The organism is Pseudomonas sp. MAG733B (assembly GCF_036884845.1).
Classification (GTDB): Bacteria; Pseudomonadota; Gammaproteobacteria; order Pseudomonadales; family Pseudomonadaceae; genus Aquipseudomonas.
Map to the genome: position 1 here is coordinate 3,341,368 of NZ_CP145732.1, position 18,759 is coordinate 3,360,126.

Genomic DNA, 18,759 nt, shown 5'->3' on the forward strand with positions numbered 1-18,759 from the left:
GCGGACCCACTGGACGACCATGGTCCATCAGGTCAGCATGAACACCCCCGAATCCCGGACCTGACCCGATGCGACGCTTACCCTCCCTGGCAGCCCTCAGAACCTTCGAATGCGCCGCCCGTCATGCCCATTTCGGCCGGGCGGCGGCGGAGTTGTGTGTCACCGACAGCGCGGTCAGCCATCAGATCCGCCAACTGGAAGAACAGCTCGGCGTGTCGCTGTTTGTCCGCGAAGGCCGGCAGATTCGCCCGACCATGGCCGCCGGGCGCCTCATGCAAAGCCTGCAGCAAGCCTTCGAACTGATCGGCGAGGCCTGCGACGAATTGCGCGATCCGTCATCCCTCGCCGTGTTGCGCCTGGCCGTGACCGCCGAGCTGGCGCAGAAGTGGCTGATGAGCCGCCTCACGGATTTCTACGCGCGTTATCCGCACATCACCCTGCATCTCTACGAACAACCGATCGACGCCACGGCGCCGGGGGAGGACATCGACCTGGCGATCACCTACGGCACCGGGCCGGTAGACAGCAGCGCGTATTTCGTCCGGCCATTGCCTGCGTTGCAGTTCTTCCCGGTGTGCAGCCCCGGCCTGTTCAACCAGGGCACGCTGAAAACCCCAAAGGATCTCGCGCGCCATTGCCTGCTGCACGACGACCAGGACGGCAAGACCTGGACCGCGTGGCTCACCAGCCATGCCGGCGACCAACGCCCCGAACGACAACTGTATTTCGCCCACGCCGGGTTGGCACTGGAAGCGGCGGCGCAGGGGCAGGGTGTGGCCATGGGCGACAACCTGACGGCGCAGGAAGACTTGCTCAGCGGTCGACTGGTGCGGCCATTCACGTCAAGCATGACCGCGTTGGGCCAATATGCGCTGGTGTGCGAACGCGTACGGCTGGAGCGGCCGGCAGTGGCGCAGATGCTGGAATGGTTCAACGATCAGCTGATCGATTGATGAGTTTAATTCAAGTGTTCCGAAATAATCATCGTTGGCGAGGAGGGCGCCGGCGACTTTAGCCTGTGGTCATTCCAATCCCCGCTGATGAGGTTTGCCCATGGCACGTTTGCTCGATTCCACTCCCAAACTCGACGGTTTCCGCCTGCCCGGTGAATTCGAAACCAAGTCCGGTTGCTGGCTCGGCTGGCCGGAGCGCACCGACGTGTGGCGCAACGGCGCCAAGCCTGCGCAGAAAGTCTGGGTGCAGATCGTCACGGCGATTTCCATGAGCGAACCGGTGACCGTGTGTGCCTCCGCCGCGCAATTCGCCACTGCGCGTCGACAGCTGCCTCCGCAAGTGCGAGTGGTGGAAATGACCTGCAACGACACCTGGTTCCGCGACAGCGGCCCGTGCTTCGTAGTCAACGACCAAAGCGGCGAAGTACGCGGTGTCGACTTCGAATTCAACGCTTATGGCGGTCTCGACGGGGGCTTGTACTACCCGTGGGACAAGGACGATCAGATCGCCAGCAAGATCCTTGAAATCGAACGCTTCGACCGTTATCGCGCACCGTTGATTGCCGAGCTCGGCGGCATTCAGAGCGACGGCCAGGGCAGCATCCTCACCACCGAGCAATGCCTGCTCAACCGCAATCGCAACCAGCATCTGGGCAAGGATGAAGTCACTCGCCGGCTGACCGATTACCTCGGCGCCGAGCAAGTGATCTGGCTGCCTCGCGGCTGCAAGTTCGACGAAACCGATGGCCACGTCGACGACCTCGCCTGTTTCGTTCGTCCCGGTGAAGTGGTGCTGCAATGGACTGACAATCGCGATGACCCACAGTGGGAAATCTATCAGGAGGCCTACGACATCCTGCGCAGCACCCGCGACAGCCGTGGCCGCGAGTTGACCGTGCACAAACTGCCGCAACCGGATGTGCTGGAGTGGACCGCCGAAGAGGCCGAAGGCCTGGATCAGCAGGACAGCACCCATACCCGTCAGGCGGGAACGAAAATCTGCGCGTCGTACATCAACTATTACGCCGGCAACAGCTCGATCGTGGTACCGCTGTTCGGTGATCGTAACGACAAAGTGGCAATGGCGACCCTCGCCGAACTGTTCCCGCAGCACAACATCGTCGGCATCGAGAACTCTCGGGAAATTCTCCTCGGCGGCGGCAACGTCGCGTGCATCACCATGCCGCAATACGCCGGCACCGCCAGCAACAAAAAGGGAGCGTAAATCATGGGCCTGCACAAACTGACTCAAGCGTTAATGCTGGTGCTTGCACCCCTGTGTGTGCAGGCCGCTGACACCGCCAAACCGGTGGTCAATCTTTACATCTGGGGCGAGTACCTGGCCCCGGACACCCTGAAGAATTTCGAGGCGAAAACCGGCATCCATGTGGTGGTCGATCACTTCGATTCCCTGGAAACCGTCGAGACCAAACTGCTCACCGGTCGCAGCGGCTATGACCTGGTACTGACGGCGGGGCAGCATCTGTCCCGAGCGATTCAGAGCGGCGCGATCCAGACCGTGGACAAGCAGCAACTGCCGCACTTTGCCGGGGTCGGCGAGGAGTTTCGCCAACACATGGCGGTGTTCGATCCGGGCAATCGCTACGCCGGGATCTACGCTTGGGGCACCACCGGCGTGGGCTTCCAGCAGGAAGCCGTCAAGCAGCGTCTGCCCGATGCGCCCACGGACAGTTGGGCGATGCTGTTCGACCCGGCCGTGGTATCGAAATTCGCCGATTGCGGGGTCAGCCTGCTCAACGATCCCAACGAAGTATTCGCCGCCGTCATGAAGTACATGGGCCTGGACATCAATCGCCAGAGTCTCGACGACCTGAAACTGGCCGAGCAGCAACTGGCGAAGTTCCGCCCGTACATCCGCTATTTCGACAACGACCTGAATATCAGCGATCTGGCCAACGGCAACACCTGTGTGGCGATGTCGTGGAACGGCAACGTGGCTATCGCCGCGGGTCAGGCGCAAGCGGCGAACAAGCCGTACGCATTGAAATACCGGATTCCGAAGGAGGGCACGTTGATCTGGTTCGACGCCATGGTCATTCCCAAGGACGCGCCGCACCCTCAGGCTGGACTGGCATTGATGGACTACCTGATGACCCCTGAAGTGATCGCACCGATCACCGACACCATCCACTACGCCAATGCGATCACGGCGGCGGATGGCTTGATCGACCCGGCGATTCGCGCCGATCCGGGGACCTATCCGGCGCAGGCGGTGCGTGCGTCGTTGTACAGCAAGAATGACAATGGCAAGGCGTTCAACCGGGCACTGATCCGGGCGTTCAGCCGTTTGAAATCGGGGTTGTGATTGGCTTTGATTGATGTATTGACTGGACTGTCGCCTTCGCGAGCAAGCCCGCTCCCACATTCGACCGCATTCCTATAGGAGTACTCGGTCAAATGTGGGAGCGGGCTTGCTCGCGAAGAACGATGATGCGGTCTACTTGCCCGCCACCCGCCACAAATACCACGCAGCCACAGTCCGATAAGGGCTCCACGCCAACCCGATCTCAATCATCTGCTTGCGCGTCGGCTGCACGTCCAGCCCCTTCAGCCGTCGATACCCCTCACGCACGCCAAAGTCATCGGCCGGCAGAATGTCCGGCCGTTCCAGGCTGTAGATCAACAGCATCTCGACGGTCCAGCGACCCACACCGCGCAACGTGTTCAGGCGCTCGATCAGCGCTTCATCGTCCATGGCCAGCGCCGTGGCGTAATCCGGCACCACGCCATCCAGCGCCGCCTGGGCGATGCCCTGGATGGTCGCGATCTTGCTGGCGGAAAAGCCGCAACTGCGCAGTCGGTCGAAATCAGTGGCGACGATTTGCTCCGGTCGCGGGAACGCGCTCGATGGAAACAACGCCAGCAGCCGACCGACAATCGCATTCCCGGCCTTGGCGTGCAGTTGTTGATAGGCAATCGCCCGCACCAGCGACTCATAGGGATCACGAGCCGCGTGGGGTTGATGCAGGCACGGGCCTACGGTGGCGATATGCCGACGCCAATCGTCATCGATAGACGCCAGGAATTTCGTCGCGGGCAAATAAAGGTCGGACATCAAGCATCCTTGAGTGCTGACGAGGATCAGAGTGCGAGTTGTTCAGTGATCTGCACCGCCGCGTTTTCCAGCCTGAGCAGAAACGCCTTGCGCGGCTGGCCTCCAGCGTAGCCCGTCAACGAGCCGTCGGCACCGATCACCCGATGGCAGGGCACGACAATCGAGAGGCGGTTGTGTCCGTTGGCCAGCCCCACGGCGCGACTGGCACCAGGCTTGCCGAGCGTCGCTGCGATAGCGCCGTAGGTGGTGGTTCGGCCGTATGGGATTTTTGCCAGCTCGGCCCAGACCTGGCGGGAGAACTCGCTGCCGGGCATGTGCAGGGCCACGCTGAATTCAGTGCGGTGACCGGCAAAGTACGCGGCCAGTTGCTCTTCGATTTGCTGCAAATGCCCGTTGTGCCCCGGTGCCACGGCGTAGCCATAGCGATTCTGTAGTGCATCCACTTCGCGGGTCAGCGAAGGCTGGTCGAGAAACTCCAGCAGCACCAGTCCACGACGCTCGGCCATGGCGATCATCGGCCCCAGCGGCGTGGTCAGCCGGGTGAACAGCAAGGGCTCACTGTTGGCGGCGCGGCCCGGTGTTATGTGGAAAGACTTTTGGAAGGCATCGCGAAACCCGCTCAGGGATTCGTAGCCTGAGTCGAACGCCGCGCTGTCGATCGAATCGCCCTGTTTGATCCCACCCAACGCCATGCCCAGCCGTCGGGTGCGCAGCCAGGCATGAAAGGTCATGCCGAAATGCTGCTTGAACCAGCGGCGCAATTTCAGCGGTTCGATACCTTCGGCCTGCAACTGCGCATCGGTCCAGCGCAGCTCGGGATCAATGTCTACCGATCTGAGCAGCTTCTGCACCCAGTCCGGCGCGATCGCAGCAGCGTCCATGGGTTTGCAACGCAGGCACGCGCGGTAGCCCGCCGCCAGGCATTCATCGGCGTGGGCGAAGAACTCGACATTCTCCGGTTTCGGGCTGCGTGCGGTGCAGCCTGGTCGGCAGAAGATCCCGGTGGTCTTGACCGCCGTGAAGAACACCCCCTCGTAGGCGGTGTCTCGTTCGAGCATGGCGCGAACCATCTCGGCGTGGGGCGGCAACAGCGTGTTTTGTAGGTTCATGGGCGCAGCATAGAACGCGTCATGGCCGGCTTCCACCGGAAAATCGACAGGGAATTCAGGCCCGCCGCGCCATCAGCAACACCGAGGCCGCGGCCGACAACAACCCCGCGCAGCAACGGTTGAATATCCGCTTGCCCGACGGCTTGGCGAACCAGCGACGCATGTGCAAACCCATGTAGGCGTAGGCTGCGATGGCGATCCATTCCAGTACCAGGAACATTGCGCCCAACACCGCAAATTGCGGGGTGATGGCGCGGGTCGGGTCGACGAATTGCGGCAGGAACGCGGTGAAGATCAGGATCGCCTTGGGATTGCCCGCCGCCACCAGAAACTCCTGTCGGGCCAGCGCCAGCAATCCGGCTTTTGCGCCGGTCGATACGTTTTCTACACCGGGGTCAGCCCGCCACAGTTGCCAGGCGAGGTAGAACAGGTACGCGGCACCCAGAATCTTGATTCCGTAGAACAACAGCTCAGAGGTTTGCAGCACCACCGCCAGGCCCGCCGAGGCGAGGGCGATCATCCCGGCGAACGCCAGCAAGCGGCCGACGCCGGCCACACACGCGGTGCGGTAGCCGTAGCGGGTCGAGTTGCTGACCGACAGCAGGTTGTTCGGCCCCGGCGCCATGTTCAGGGCGAAGCAGGCCGGCAGAAAGAGTGTGAGGGTGGCGAGGTCCATGGGGGGGCGGCTCCTGTAGCGAGAACCGTATTTTTATCACGACTTTCGGGGTGCCCGACCCATACAGTCACGGGAAGAAATCGCCGTACAAGGGGCTGTTTCCCAGCGCCTGTGCTGTCCTTGTGAGGCCGGCGGTCTCGTACTATCGTCAATCAGCCGACGTCGGTTCGCGCGGCCCAGTCCTAAGACGAGGGTAGTGCACATGAAACAGGTTCTCGCGTATTTCACCAAACGGGTGATCGCTGGTCTGCTGGTGATCATCCCGATCTACCTGGCCATTCTGGTGTTGCTCAAGGGCATGAAATCCCTCGGGCAACTGGTGCGGCCCTTCACCAAAATCCTTCCGGAGTGGCTGCCTGCCGAACAATTCTTGTCGTTGATCCTGGTGTTGTTGATCTGCTTCCTGATCGGCGCAGGCCTGCGTACGCGATTGGGTAGAGCGGCCCGGGAACGAGCGGAAAAGGGTTTGTTCGAACGCATTCCCGGCTACGGACTGTTCCGCAGCCTGACGCAGCAGGTGGCGGGAGACAGCCACCAAACGGTGTGGAGACCCGCGCTGGTCGAGATCGAAGAGGCGCTGGTCCCGGCCTTCATCATCGAGGTGTTCGAGGATGGTCGCTACACCATTTTCGTGCCGTCGGTGCCGACGCCATTGGCTGGAGCGATCTACATCCTCGAAGCCAGCCGCGTGCATCCGCTGGACGTCTCCTTCACCGACGCCTTCAAGGTCATTTCGAAATGGGGCTCGGGCGCCAAGGATCTGGTGGCGGCCATGGAAAACGCCCGGCGGGACCCTGCAGTGACGACGCACAAGGTCGACACGTTGCCTTGAATGTCATTTGGCGAATCGCTTCGCTCCGGCGACGCAGAGGATCACTGCGAGCGTGACGCCAAGCATGCCAATGCTGACGTGTTCGTGCAGCAAGGTGGCCGCCAGTGCCAAGCCAAAAAACGGTTGCAGCAGTTGCAGTTGGCCGACGGCGGCAATCCCGCCTTGGGCGAGCCCGCGATACCAGAACACGAAACCGATCAGCATGCTGAACAGCGACACGTACGCCAGGCTGAACCACGCTGGCGTGCTGATCCCGTTGAACGACGCCGGCATCCGCCACCACGTCAGCACCGCCATCACCGGCAACGCCAGCACCAGCGCCCAGGAAATCACCTGCCAACCGCCGAGCGTGCGCGACAACTTCGCGCCTTCGGCATAACCGAGGCCGCAGGCCAGGATCGCCAACAGCATCAGGATGTCGCCCTGCGGTGAGGCGGTCAGGCCTTGGGAGGCGGCGAACCCGACCACCAGCAGACTGCCCAGGACCGAGAAAATCCAGAACACCGGCCGTGGGCGCTCGCCGCCGCGCAGTACACCGAACACCGCCGTCGCGAGTGGCAGCAGGCCGACGAAGACGATGGAGTGCGCCGAGGTCACGTACTGCAAGGCCAGCGCGGTCAGCAGGGGAAAGCCGACCACCACGCCCATAGCCACGATGATCAGCGGCACGATTTGGCTGCGCGCAGGGCGTTTTTCCTTGAACAACAGCAGCAGGCACAGCGCCAGAGTCGCCGCGATGGTGGCGCGGGCCACGGTCAGGAATACCGGGTCAAATTCGAGCACCGCCAGCCGGGTCGCCGGCAGCGAACCGCTGAAGATCACCACACCGATCAGGCCATTGATCCAGCCACTGGCATTGCTGTCCAGCGTCCGGTTTTGCAGGTTCGAAGTCCGTTCCATCTGGCTTACGCTCACTTATTGATTGCACGAAAGCCATCGTATGGCTGAGTATCAATACAATCAAAAAATTGTCATGGATACATCTCGACATGCCTCGTTCCCGCTACAAAACCCTGGTTGACGCCTTTGCCGCCGACATTCGCTCGGGGCAACTGCCGCCCGGTACGCGCCTGCCGACGCACCGGCAACTAGCCACCGAGCACGGCCTGGCGCTGGTCACCGCCAGCCGGGTGTATGCCGAGCTTGAAAGCATGGGCCTGGTCAGCGGCGAAACCGGGCGCGGGACGTTTGTCAGGGAAACTTCGCTGCCGCCGGGGCAGGGCATTTCGCAGTCCGTGGTGGCCGCGGGAATGATCGATCTGAACTTCAACTATCCGTCATTGCCCGGACAAGCTGACCTGTTGCGCAACGCGCTGCGTCAGCTCGCGTTGTCCGGCGATCTCGAAGCCCTTCTGCGCTACCAGCCCCACGCCGGACGCCTGCACGAACGCGCTTCAGTCGCGCGGCATTTGGGCGAGCGGGGTTTGAGTGTGCCGGCTGAACAGGTGTTGATCGTCAGCGGCGCCCAGCATGGCCTGGCGGTGGTGATGATGACGCTGCTCAAGCCCGGCGACGTGATCGCCGCTGACGCGTTGACCTATCCGGGTTTCAAGACGCTGGCCGAGACACTGCACCTTGAAGTCTTGCCCATTCCCGTGACGGAAAACGGGCCTGATTTGGCCGCGCTGGAGAAACTCTGTCGCAGCCGTCCGGTACGCGCCGTGTACTCGATGCCGACTTTGCACAATCCGCTGGGCTGGGTGATGGATGTCGAGCAGCGCGAACGGTTGGTGGCGATTGCGCGCCAGCATGACCTGACGATCATCGAGGACGCGGCCTACGCGTTTCTTGCCGAAAACGTTCCGCCACCGCTGGCTGAAATGGCGCCCGAGCGAACCGTGTACGTCAGCGGTTTATCCAAGAACATCGCCACCGGTTTGCGCGTCGGCTTTATCGCCGCGCCAGCGCAATGGATCGCCGGGTTTGAACGCACGATCATGGCGACCACCTGGAATACGCCGGGCGTGATGACGGCGATTGCCACGGCCTGGCTCGACGACGGCACCGTGCTCAAACTGGAAGCGCAAAAACGTGCGGACGCTCAGGCCCGGCAAGCGCTGGCGCGCGAGGTGCTGGCGGGGCTCAGGACCATCAGCCATCCGTCGTCGTATTTCATCTGGCTGCCGTTGGCCGAAGACGCCCGTGCCGACCAGATCGCCATGGCGTTGATGCGCGAGCAGGTGTCGGTGTCGCCCGCCGAACCCTTTGCCATCACCACCCATGTGCCGCACGCGATTCGCCTGGCGCTGGGCTCGGTGGACATGGACTCGCTGCGCCAGGCGTTGGTGAAAGTGAAGAGGGTGGTTGGCTATTACTCATAGCGGATGCTCTCAGGGTAGTTTTCTTCAATACGTGCACTAGTGGGCTCTTTACCTTGGGGCCTGGTTCAATTGACTGAGAGTAGGTGTGCGATGAGTTTGATCATGTCCATGGCCGCGTTTGCGCTGGCCGCTTCAATCACGCCGGGGCCGGTGAACATCGTGGCATTGAGTTCGGGGGCGCGTTTCGGCTTCAAGGCCAGTCAGCGGCATGTGGCCGGGGCGACCCTGGGATTTGTGTTGCTGCTGGTGCTGATGGGGCTCGGCTTGCATGAGTTGTTGCAGATTTGGCCGGCCATGACCCAGGTTGTGCAATGGGCCGGTGTGGCGTTCCTGTTGTACATGGCGTTCAAACTGGCGGCCGACAACGGGCAACTGGAGGCGAAGGACTCGGGCCGCGCGCCGTCGATGCTGTATGGCGCGGTCATGCAATGGCTCAATCCGAAGGCGTGGCTGGCCTGCGTGGCCGGCATGGGCGCATTCGTTGCCGATGGCGAGGCGCGTTTAGTCTGGCAATTCGCGGCGGTGTATCTGGTGATTTGCTATGTGTCGGTCGGGTGCTGGGCCTATGCAGGGACGTTCTTGCGCGGCTATCTGAACAACCCGGCGGGCATGCGCTGGTTCAACCGGGTCATGGCGTTGTTGCTGGCGGTGAGTGCGGTGTATCTGCTGTTGCCTTGATCAGCCGCGATACTGTCCCGGCGTCGCCGCCAGATGCTGTTTGAACGCCCGTTGAAAATGCGCCTGATCGGCAAATCCTGCTTCGAGTGCAACATCGGCGATCAGCTTGCCGCTGCGCAATTGATCCCGGGCGAACTGGATGCGCCGGTTGACCAGGAAGGCGTGGGGCGTCATGCCGTAATGCTGCTTGAACGCGCGGATCAGGTACGACGGCGACAACTGCGCCGCCTCGCAAATGTCTTCGAGCTTGAGCATCTGCGTGCAGTGTTCGCGGATGAAATCGGCGGCGCGTTCCAGTTTGAAATTCGGCTCGCGCAACGGCTGATCGATCGGGTTCAGCCGTAGCTGCACTTCGCTGAAAAACTCCACCGCCGCGCTGTGTTTGCGCAGCACATCCTGCTGCGGATCGACCAGCACTTCATACAAAGCTTCAAGACCCGCAAGCAGATCAACGTCAGCAGTATGAGTGATCGCAAATCGGCGAAACGCCAGGTCATCGCTGAATCCAAGTTGATGCTGCAAGTCAGTGAGCCACGCGGTATCGACGTACAGCATCAGGTACGACCAGGGCTGGTCGTCGATCGGATTGCAGGCATGCACATCACCGGGATTCATCAGCACCACGGTGCCGGCGCTGACCTCGAACTGTGATTGCTCGTGGACATAAGTGCTGCGCCCGGCGGTGATCGCACCGATGGAAAAGTGCTCGTGGGCGTGCCGGGTGTAGCAGACCTCGCGCCCATCGGCGATGGCGCGCGCCTCGATGAAGGGCAGGGCGTCATCGCGCCAGAAACGCGGGGCCTTGTCGGTGTCCTTGGGCTTGGAGAGCTTCATGGTCAGTCCTTGGCAGATCAGCGGCGGAGTGTATTAGCTCTCGCCGTTAAAGGCTCGTTGCAGCTCGGCGATATTCAGTTTTTTCATTTGCATCATCGCCGCCATGGCGCGCTGGGATTTGGTTGTGTCAGGGTCTTTGAGCATCTCCATCATCGCCACCGGCACGATCTGCCACGACACGCCGTATTTATCCTTGAGCCAGCCGCACTGCTGCGCCTCAACCGGCCCGCCAGCGGACAACCGTCCCCAGAAGTGGTCAACTTCTTCCTGGGTCTGGCAGTTGACCTGGAACGAGATCGCTTCGTTGAACTTGAAGTTCGGACCACCGTTGAGGCCGGTGAACGTCTGTCCATCGAGTTCGAAACTGACCGTCAGTACCGAACCCTCGGCGTGACCGTGAACCTCTTGTCCAGCCTTGCCGTAATGCGTGATGGCGGTGATTTTTGCGTGATCGAAGATCGCACAATAGAAATTCGCAGCCTCTTCGGCCTGGCCATCGAACCACAGGCAGGGCGTGAGTTTTTGAGCGTGGAGCATGGCGGGTCTCCTTGGCAGGTTTTTGCATGCTGGACTATCAGCGTAGCCAGCCTCGGCTTGTCTGGTTGTGCCGTAGATCGCCAAGTGTGTTGGGAGATGTGTAAAAAGGAGTCAAATTGACCTCTTTAATTGTCGATAAGACTATTTATGGGTGGAGTCGATATGACTCATGTTTTATCAAGTAACTGATTTATAAGGCTTCAAAATCTGGCACGAGACTTGATACACCGTACGTACAACTGAACTGCGACAGGAGTACGGAAAATGTTCCATTTCTTCAGCAATCCTCAGAATGTTCTGCAACTCTCAAGCCGTGTACTCGGCGTTGGCCTGGCGATGCTGCTGGCCGGGATCTACGGCGCTTACCTTTACGAAGGTCACCTGTCGATCATCGCGCTGGTGTCGTTGCACGCAATGACCATCGTCGGTCCGACCTTGCTGAAAATCGGTTATGTGATGCGCCTGCTGTCCCAGCACCGGTTGAGCAAGCCTCTGAAAGTGGCGCTGGCCTGATGCGCAAACTGGCCGGCGCCCCAGTCTTCAGTCTCGGCTTTCGTCCGTTCTTCCTGGCGGGCGCCGCGTTCGCCGCACTGGCGGTAGCGATCTGGGCGCTGTGGCTGTACGGCCGATTACCCGGCGCGCAACCGGTGGGCGGCATGCTTGCGTGGCACCGGCATGAAATGCCGTTCGGGTTCGCCGTGGCGATCATCGCCGGGTTCCTGCTGACGGCGGTGCCGAACTGGACGGGTCGACCAGGGCTCAAGGGCTGGCCGTTGATCGGGCTGGTGCTGGTTTGGCTGCTGGCACGGATCGTCTGGTTGTTGCCGGTTTCCCCTGCGGTGTTGCTGTTGCTGCAAGTACCTTTCCTGCCGCTGTTGGCCGGGGTGCTGGGCCGCGATCTGGTGGCTGCACGCAAGCGTGACAATTATCCGATTCTGTTGATGGTCGCGTTGCTGGCCGGGTGTCAGGCCATGACGCTGTGGGGCCTCTGGATCGACGACGTCGGCCTGCAACGGCGTGGTGCGTTGGCCGCGCTGTGGCTGGTGGCTGCGCTGATGAGTGTGATTGGCGGGCGGGTGATTCCGTTCTTTATCCAGCGTGGTTTGAATCGTCCGGCTTCACCGATTGCCAATCCATGGCCGACGCGGGTCCTGATGGTGAGTGGTTTTTTTGTTGCGCTGACATTTGCCCTTGGCTTGCACGACGTGCCCAGGCTTTGGCTGGCGGCGGTATTTTTGTTGATGGGTGTTTTGCACGTGTTTCGTCTGTGGCGATGGCATGACCGCGGCATGTGGGGTGTGCCGTTGTTGTGGTCGTTGTATCTGTCTTATGTGTGGCTGGTGGTGGCGGTTTTTGCCATGGCGTTGTGGCACCTGGGCGTGATGCCGCAGCAGAGTCTGGCGACTCACTCGCTGGCGGTGGGTGGCGTGGGTGGGTTGATTCTGGCGATGATTGCTCGGGTTAGTCTGGGGCATACGGGGCGCGCTTTGGTGCCTTCGAAAGCGATTGTTGCGGGGTTTGTTCTGGTGTTGTTTGCGGGGGTTTTGCGGGTGGTGTTGGTGCCGTTTTCCGGGTTGGGGCTGGGGTTGTCGGCGTTGCTTTGGTGTTTGGGGTTTGGGGTGTTTTTGGTGCGTTATAGCGGGGTTTTGTTTGGGCCTAGGGTTTGATTTTTTTGATTTGAGTACATATCCGTTGCTGCGGTAACGGCGGCTTATGGTTTCGCCCTTACGGCGACTCCCTTTGGCAAACGCCGGAGTGCCGGCCCAGCCCAAAGGAAGCAAAGGTCTCGCCCCTTACGTACGGCTCCTCGCTAAGGCTCGGTGTTCCTTCGCTCCGGCATTCATCCGGGGGCATCGCCTCCGGTCTGCTTCGCGACGACCTCCTCTCGATGTGTGCGGCTTCGCCGCACGGCGCTACGCGCCCACCCCCGGATGAACGCCTCCACTCAGCCTCCCGATGGGGCGGGTGGATCAAAAGCGGCAGGCGAGCTAACGCTCGGCCTGTTGAGTGGTGAAGAGCTTGGGTGTACGCCGATCCACTGTGGGAGCCAGCCTGCTGGCGATGGCGGCCTGACAGCCGACCTGATTTTGTGCTGTATCACGCCCAATGTAGGAGCAGCCTCGTTGCACTCGACAGCTCCTACAGGGAAATGTGCACGAACTAATGACCAGGCCGGCCGGTAGGCCGCCTCGCGGTGCCGTAAGGGCGGAACCCTAAGTCGCCGTTACAAAAACAACGGATATGTACACCCGAACCAACACAACTTGCGTGACCGGTGGTCGATACACCCCAGCCACCGGATCAATTTGCGCTTAGCTGTAGAGATAACCCGAGGCGCGCGTAGGTTCCAGATCACCACAGCGACGCCCCCCTTCAGAACACCGTGAGTCTGAGGACCTTCGCAATGTTGACCCTGAACATCAATGGTCAGGACCAGGAGCTGGATGTCCCTGCGGACATGCCGTTGCTCTGGGTCTTGCGCGATGTCGCGCACCTGACCGGGACCAAATTCGGCTGCGGCATGGCCCAATGCGGCGCCTGCACCGTGCACGTCGATGGCGCTCCACTACGCTCCTGCATCACCCCCGCCACGGCCGTGGCCCACGGGCAAAAAATCCTCACCATCGAAGGCCTGTCCACCGACGGCTCGCACCCGGTGCAACAAGCCTGGGCTGAGCTCGACGTGGTGCAGTGCGGTTACTGCCAGTCCGGGCAGATCATGTCGGCGGCGGCGTTGCTGGCGAAGATTCCGCAACCGACCGACAGCGACATCGATCAGGCGCTGTCGGGCAACATCTGCCGTTGCGGCACCTATCCAAGAATCCGCGCCGCGGTCAAACGCGCCGCCGAGTTGGGTTGAGGTGGCCATGAACAGTCTCAACCCGTTATCACGTCGCGGTTTTCTCAAGGGTTCTGCCGTGCTGGGCGGTGGGCTGGTGGTGGCGTTTGTCATTCCCGGTGCCCATCGTTTTGCCGCGGCGGCCGAGAATCAGGGCAATGTGTTCGCACCCAACGCCTTTCTGCGCATCGGCAACGACAACAGCGTCACGGTATTGCTCGGCCATTCGGAAATGGGCCAGGGCATCTGGACCGGCCTGACCATGCTGATCGCCGAAGAGCTGGACGCCGACTGGTCGAAAATAAAGGTCGAACATTCACCAGCCTCAGCCGCCGATTATGGTCTGGCCGGTTTCGGCGGGATGCAGATTACCGGTGGCTCGACCTCGACCTGGATGGAGTTCGATCGCTATCGCCAGGCGGGTGCGGCAGCGCGATTGATGTTGATCGAGGCGGCGGCGAAGCGCTTCAACGTGGCGCCTTCGCAGATTCGCACCGAATCGGGCGTGGTGATTGCCAGCGACCAGCGCGCTACTTACGGCGAACTGGCTGATGACGCCGGCAAGCTCCCGGTGCCGGACCCTGCGTCGATCAAACTCAAAGATGCCAAGGACTGGAAACTCATCGGCAAACCCACCAAGCGCCTGGACACGCCGGAGAAAATCACCGGGCGTGCAAAATTCGGCATGGATGTGCAGTTCGATGGCCTGATGACTGCCATGGTCGCCCGTTCGCCGGTGTTTGGCGGCAGCGTAAAATCCTTCGAAGGCGCGGAAGCGCTGGCGGTGCCCGGCGTGCACAAAGTGGTGCAGGTGCCGACCGGCGTGGCAGTGATCGCCGATCACTATTGGGCGGCGAAGCTGGGGCGCGATGCGCTGCACGTCGAGTGGGACCTGGGGCCGAACACCGGTCTCGACAGTCAGAAACTGCTGGAGGACTTTCGCAAACTCGCCGCCACTCCCGGTCTGCCGGCCAGTCAGGCGGGAGATACCAAGGCTGCGCTGGCAACAGCGGCAAAGAAAATCGATGTCGAGTACAGCGTGCCGTACCTGGCCCACGCACCGATGGAGCCGCTCAACTGCACCGTGAAAATCAGCAAAGACAAATGCGAAATCTGGACTGGCACGCAGTTCCAGACTCTGGACCAAATGGTCGCCGGGAAAATCACCGGGCTCAAACCCGAGCAGGTCGAGATCCACACCGAGTTTCTTGGCGGCGGTTTCGGTCGGCGAGCCAATCCGACGTCGGACTTTGTCGCCGAAGCGGTGTACGTCGCCAAAGCGGCTGGTGGACCGGTAAAAACCGTTTGGGCGCGCGAGGACGATATCCGCGGCGGCTACTACCGCTCGGCTTTCCTGCATCAGGCGCAGGTCGGTTTGGGAGCCGATGGCATGCCGGTGGCGTGGAAGCATGTGATGGTCGGGCAGTCGATCATGGCCGGCACCATGCTAGAAGCGGCCATGGTCAAGGATGGTATCGACAAGACCTCGGTCGAAGGTGTGGCGGACAGTCCCTACCTTGAGGGGATGGCCAACCATCAGGTTGAACTGCACTCACCGAAAACCGGCATCAGTGTGCTGTGGTTGCGGTCGGTGGGGCACAGTCATACGGCGTTTGTCATGGAATCGTTGATCGATGAACTGGCCAGCGCGGCGGGCAAAGACCCGGTGGAGTACCGGCGGACACTGCTCAAGGAACATCCGCGACACCTGGGCGTGTTGAACCTTGCGGTGGAAAAAGCCAATCGGAAAGCGCCGCTGCCGGACGGCCATGCCTTGGGCGTGGCGGTGCATGAGTCGTTTGGTAGTTATGTGGCGCAGGTCGCCGAGGTGTCCCAGGACAACCTGGCGATCCGCGTGCATCGGGTGGTGTGTGCGGTGGATTGCGGGATTGCGGTGAATCCGCAGAGCATCGCGGCGCAAATGGAATCGTGTATCGCCTTTGGCCTGGGTTTTACCTTGCACAGTCACCTGACGTTCAAGGGCGGCCAAGTGGTGCAATCCAACTACCACGACTATCAAGTGCTGCGGCTCAACGAGATGCCGGTGGTTGAAGTGCACATCGTGCCCAGCAGCGATAAACCCGGTGGCATCGGCGAGGCCGGCGTGCCGCCGACGGCGCCGGCGGTGGCCAACGCGGTGTTCGCCCTGACCGGACAACGCCTGCGTGAGCTGCCGTTGCAGCTGTCGGGGGTGTGAGATGAAACGACATCATTGGTTGCTCGGTTCGGTGCTGCTGCTTTGCCTTTTTATCTATGCAACGGAGCTGTTCGCAGATGACAAGGAGGCGCTGAAAGCCTTCGACACCGTGCAACAGGTCTTCCAGAACCCGCGCTGCCAGAACTGCCACATTCCCGGCGACTCGCCGTTGCAATTCGATGCCGGAACGCCCCATGCGATGAACGTCGTGCGCGGCATGGACGGCAAAGGCGCGGCCGGTTTGCCCTGCGCCAGTTGCCACGCCGAAGCCAATCCACCGGCCAGTTACGGACCCAAGGCGCCGCCAGGTGCGCCACATTGGAGCCTGCCGCCAGCGGCGCACAAAATGGCCTGGATCGGCCTGCCAGCGGACAAACTGTGCAGCATGATCAAGGATCGCAAGGCCAACGGTGACCGGGATGTCGCCGCGCTGATCAAGCATGTCAGCGAAGACAAACTGGTGCTGTGGGGCTGGAATCCGGGCGGTAAACGCGCGCCGGTGCCGGTGCCGCACGATATTTTCGTCACGCAATTCAAGCTCTGGGCGGATGCCGGTGGGCCGTGTCCGGTGGTGGGTAGCTGACCAACGGCCCGTAAACAGGGAGTCAAACCCGGTATCGAGGGCTCTAAAGAACATACCCACACTGGAGTATGTGATGCTGATTTCAGGCAAGCCGCACAAAAAAGGCGTAGTTGCAGACCCATTGCGCACGCCGTTACAGGAGCGCGAACTGCTACGCGACCTGGCCCGCAAGGCTGAAAAAGAGCTGACGGGCGTGCAGATGGCAAGCATGGATGAGCTGACGCTGTTACCCAATCGCCACGGCTTCATTGCACTGGCCCATATGGGGCTGGAGGCCTGCGCACACTTGGAGCGGCCGGCGACGCTGCTGTTTTTCAACCTCGATGAGTTCAAGCGCATCAACTACCTGTTTGGCCGCGCCGAGGGTGACGACGCCCTGAAAACTTTCGCCGATGTGCTGCGCATTGGTTTCAGGGAAAGCGATGTGATCGGCCGCCTGGAAGGCGCGACCTTTGTCGCGTTGCTGACCGGCTCCGGCAGTATGGATCTCACGGCGATCAAGGCTCGGCTTGAAGAGATGCTCGATGAACGCAATGCCACCGTGCATCGCGGGTTTGATATTCGTTTCAGCATTGGGCAGATCGAGTTTGATCCGACGTTGCATGGTTCGATGGAAGAGCTTTTGGCTGAGGCTGAAAGGGTGATGGGCCGGTAGCCCACATTTGGAATGCATCCCCCTGTGGGAGCCAGCGCATCCTCCTGCTATTTGGCAAACAACTGCCCAATATCCTTGAACGCCTTGAACTCCAGCGCATTCCCGCAAGGATCGAACAAAAACATCGTCGCCTGTTCGCCCACCAACCCCTGAAAACGAATCCCCGGCTCAATCACGAAGTGCGTCCCCAGCGACTGCAAGCGCTCGGCCAGTGCTTCCCATTCCGCCATCCCCAACACCACACCAAAGTGCGGCACCGGCACGTCATGGCCGTCGACGGCGTTGGTGTGCGCGGCTTCCTGTGACGCGTTTTTCGGCGCCAGGTGAATCACCAGTTGATGACCGAAAAAGTTGAAATCGACCCAATGATCGCTGGAGCGACCTTCTTCCAGGCCAAAAATCGAACCATAAAAGTGCCGCGCGGCAGCCAGGTCGTAGACAGGAATGGCCAGGTGAAAAGGAGAGAGTTGCATCAGGCGAGCCTCGATCATGGGAAGTTGAGTCGAGTTTAGCCCTGTGCATTTTGATTGAAAGACGATAGTTTTTGCGCCGAGCTCAAATTATTTCGATCAATCGAGGTAGCGCCATGCTGCGCGAGTTGAAGACCTTTATCGCCGTGGCACGCTACGGCACGTTTGCGGCGGCGGGTATGCACATCGGATTGACGCAGTCGGCGGTCAGCGCGCAGATCCGCAATCTGGAACAGGCCCTCGGCATTCGTCTATTCGATCGAACCGGGCGTCAGGCGCTGCTCAATGCGGCGGGGCAGCGCGCGTTGCCGATGGCCAGGGAAATGCTCGAGACCTTCAGCCGCATGGCAGTCAGCGATGACGTCAGCGAGTACCGTGGCGAACTGAAAATCGGCGCAGTCGCGACGGTGCAAACCGGGTTGCTGCCCCAGACTCTGCTGCGATTGCGCCAGCAAGCACCATTGCTGGAACCGAAACTTGTGCCCGGTGTGTCGCTCAATTTGTTGAGTCAGGTGGACACGGGCGAAGTGGACCTGGCGATCATGATCAAACCGCCATTCGAATTGCCCAAGGAATTGTCGGCGCAAGTGATCCGCCGCGAGCCCTTCGTGCTGATCGTGCCCGCGGACCTCGAAGGCGACGACCCGTTGCAGTTACTCGCCGAACACCCCCATGTACGCTACGACCGCAACTCGTTCGGCGGACGGCTGGTTACGCGGTTTCTGCGTGAACAACAGATTGATGTGCACGTTGCCCTGGAACTGGATGAGCTGGAAGCCATTGTGAAAATGGTTGAGTGCGGTTTGGGTATTTCGCTGCTACCCGAGGCCGGGTTGTGGCTTGAACATGGGGCAAAGGTGAGGGTAATTCGCTTGGGCGAATTGACCTTTTATCGGGAGATCGTCTTGTTGCAGCGCTACAGCCAGCGACAACAGCCGATTCAGCAGTTGTTTGCGCGGTGCCTGACGCAACACTAAACCTGTGGGAGCGGGCTTGCTC

20 protein-coding genes are annotated in these 18,759 nt (G+C 61.0%); 13 read left to right on the forward strand and 7 right to left on the reverse strand.

The genetic code is table 11. From position 1 onward, the window contains the following. The first annotated feature begins 68 nt into the window (after positions 1 to 68). From V6Z53_RS15540 to V6Z53_RS15550, 3 genes are all read left to right on the forward strand, one after another. Positions 69 to 953, forward strand: a complete 885-nt coding sequence (locus tag V6Z53_RS15540) for a LysR substrate-binding domain-containing protein (protein WP_338580451.1) — start codon at positions 69 to 71, stop codon at positions 951 to 953. Positions 954 to 1,053: 100 nt separating this feature from the next. Then, positions 1,054 to 2,178, forward strand: a complete 1,125-nt coding sequence (gene aguA, locus V6Z53_RS15545; protein WP_338580452.1) for an agmatine deiminase — start codon at positions 1,054 to 1,056, stop codon at positions 2,176 to 2,178. A gap of 3 nt (positions 2,179 to 2,181) precedes the next feature. Further along, positions 2,182 to 3,279, forward strand: a complete 1,098-nt coding sequence (locus tag V6Z53_RS15550; RefSeq protein WP_338580453.1) for an extracellular solute-binding protein — start codon at positions 2,182 to 2,184, stop codon at positions 3,277 to 3,279. Between the two features lie 132 nt (positions 3,280 to 3,411). On the opposite strand, the gene V6Z53_RS15555 is transcribed toward V6Z53_RS15550, so the two are convergent. From V6Z53_RS15555 to V6Z53_RS15565, 3 genes are read right to left on the reverse strand one after another with little or no spacing between them, the layout of a single operon-like run. Next, positions 3,412 to 4,029: a DNA-3-methyladenine glycosylase gene (locus tag V6Z53_RS15555; RefSeq protein WP_338580454.1), complete on the reverse strand. Its 618-nt coding sequence runs from the start codon at positions 4,027 to 4,029 to the stop codon at positions 3,412 to 3,414. A gap of 26 nt (positions 4,030 to 4,055) precedes the next feature. Continuing rightward, the gene (locus V6Z53_RS15560; protein WP_338580455.1) at positions 4,056 to 5,138 is read right to left on the reverse strand and encodes a trifunctional transcriptional activator/DNA repair protein Ada/methylated-DNA--[protein]-cysteine S-methyltransferase; all 1,083 of its coding nucleotides are present in this window, start codon (positions 5,136 to 5,138) and stop codon (positions 4,056 to 4,058) included. Between the two features lie 55 nt (positions 5,139 to 5,193). Beyond that, positions 5,194 to 5,814: a LysE family translocator gene (locus V6Z53_RS15565; RefSeq protein ID WP_338580456.1), complete on the reverse strand. Its 621-nt coding sequence runs from the start codon at positions 5,812 to 5,814 to the stop codon at positions 5,194 to 5,196. Positions 5,815 to 6,016: 202 nt separating this feature from the next. Between V6Z53_RS15565 and V6Z53_RS15570 the strand changes: the two genes are divergently transcribed. Beyond that, positions 6,017 to 6,646: a hypothetical protein gene (locus tag V6Z53_RS15570; protein ID WP_338580458.1), complete on the forward strand. Its 630-nt coding sequence runs from the start codon at positions 6,017 to 6,019 to the stop codon at positions 6,644 to 6,646. A gap of 3 nt (positions 6,647 to 6,649) precedes the next feature. On the opposite strand, the gene V6Z53_RS15575 is transcribed toward V6Z53_RS15570, so the two are convergent. After that, positions 6,650 to 7,546 (reverse strand): DMT family transporter, encoded by an 897-nt coding sequence (locus V6Z53_RS15575; RefSeq protein ID WP_338580459.1) that lies wholly within the window; start codon positions 7,544 to 7,546, stop codon positions 6,650 to 6,652. Positions 7,547 to 7,635: 89 nt separating this feature from the next. Between V6Z53_RS15575 and V6Z53_RS15580 the strand changes: the two genes are divergently transcribed. Together V6Z53_RS15580 and V6Z53_RS15585 are read left to right on the forward strand one after the other, a co-directional pair. After that, positions 7,636 to 8,967: a PLP-dependent aminotransferase family protein gene (locus V6Z53_RS15580; protein WP_338580460.1), complete on the forward strand. Its 1,332-nt coding sequence runs from the start codon at positions 7,636 to 7,638 to the stop codon at positions 8,965 to 8,967. A 90-nt stretch (positions 8,968 to 9,057) separates the two neighbouring features. Beyond that, positions 9,058 to 9,645 (forward strand): LysE family translocator, encoded by a 588-nt coding sequence (locus V6Z53_RS15585; RefSeq protein ID WP_338580461.1) that lies wholly within the window; start codon positions 9,058 to 9,060, stop codon positions 9,643 to 9,645. On the opposite strand, the gene V6Z53_RS15590 is transcribed toward V6Z53_RS15585, so the two are convergent. Together V6Z53_RS15590 and V6Z53_RS15595 are read right to left on the reverse strand one after the other, a co-directional pair. Further along, positions 9,646 to 10,479 (reverse strand): AraC family transcriptional regulator, encoded by an 834-nt coding sequence (locus V6Z53_RS15590; protein ID WP_338580462.1) that lies wholly within the window; start codon positions 10,477 to 10,479, stop codon positions 9,646 to 9,648. A 33-nt stretch (positions 10,480 to 10,512) separates the two neighbouring features. Continuing rightward, positions 10,513 to 11,016 (reverse strand): VOC family protein, encoded by a 504-nt coding sequence (locus V6Z53_RS15595; RefSeq protein WP_338580464.1) that lies wholly within the window; start codon positions 11,014 to 11,016, stop codon positions 10,513 to 10,515. Between the two features lie 264 nt (positions 11,017 to 11,280). Between V6Z53_RS15595 and V6Z53_RS15600 the strand changes: the two genes are divergently transcribed. The 6 genes from V6Z53_RS15600 to V6Z53_RS15625 all read left to right on the forward strand — a co-directional run bounded on the left by V6Z53_RS15600 (position 11,281) and on the right by V6Z53_RS15625 (position 17,290). Next, positions 11,281 to 11,529 carry a transmembrane sensor/regulator PpyR gene (locus V6Z53_RS15600; protein WP_338580465.1) on the forward strand — a complete coding sequence of 83 codons (249 nt, stop codon included), beginning with the start codon at positions 11,281 to 11,283 and terminating at the stop codon, positions 11,527 to 11,529. After that, positions 11,529 to 12,683: an NnrS family protein gene (locus tag V6Z53_RS15605; RefSeq protein WP_338580466.1), complete on the forward strand. Its 1,155-nt coding sequence runs from the start codon at positions 11,529 to 11,531 to the stop codon at positions 12,681 to 12,683. The genes V6Z53_RS15600 and V6Z53_RS15605 overlap by 1 nt, the downstream gene beginning before the upstream one ends. Positions 12,684 to 13,420: 737 nt before the next feature. Then, the gene (locus V6Z53_RS15610) at positions 13,421 to 13,876 is read left to right on the forward strand and encodes a (2Fe-2S)-binding protein (RefSeq protein WP_160389805.1); all 456 of its coding nucleotides are present in this window, start codon (positions 13,421 to 13,423) and stop codon (positions 13,874 to 13,876) included. A 7-nt stretch (positions 13,877 to 13,883) separates the two neighbouring features. Next, positions 13,884 to 16,052 (forward strand): xanthine dehydrogenase family protein molybdopterin-binding subunit, encoded by a 2,169-nt coding sequence (locus V6Z53_RS15615; protein ID WP_338580467.1) that lies wholly within the window; start codon positions 13,884 to 13,886, stop codon positions 16,050 to 16,052. A gap of 1 nt (position 16,053) precedes the next feature. Next, complete coding sequence (locus tag V6Z53_RS15620) at positions 16,054 to 16,635, forward strand: hypothetical protein (protein WP_338580468.1); 582 nt, start codon at positions 16,054 to 16,056, stop codon at positions 16,633 to 16,635. Between the two features lie 73 nt (positions 16,636 to 16,708). After that, positions 16,709 to 17,290, forward strand: a complete 582-nt coding sequence (locus V6Z53_RS15625; RefSeq protein WP_338580469.1) for a GGDEF domain-containing protein — start codon at positions 16,709 to 16,711, stop codon at positions 17,288 to 17,290. Between the two features lie 47 nt (positions 17,291 to 17,337). Here V6Z53_RS15625 and V6Z53_RS15630 read toward each other — a convergent pair whose 3' ends face one another. Next, positions 17,338 to 17,763 carry a VOC family protein gene (locus V6Z53_RS15630; RefSeq protein ID WP_338580470.1) on the reverse strand — a complete coding sequence of 142 codons (426 nt, stop codon included), beginning with the start codon at positions 17,761 to 17,763 and terminating at the stop codon, positions 17,338 to 17,340. A 113-nt stretch (positions 17,764 to 17,876) separates the two neighbouring features. On the opposite strand from V6Z53_RS15630, the gene V6Z53_RS15635 reads away from it, so the two are divergent. Then, positions 17,877 to 18,737: a LysR family transcriptional regulator gene (locus tag V6Z53_RS15635; protein WP_338580472.1), complete on the forward strand. Its 861-nt coding sequence runs from the start codon at positions 17,877 to 17,879 to the stop codon at positions 18,735 to 18,737. Positions 18,738 to 18,759 lie beyond the last annotated feature (22 nt).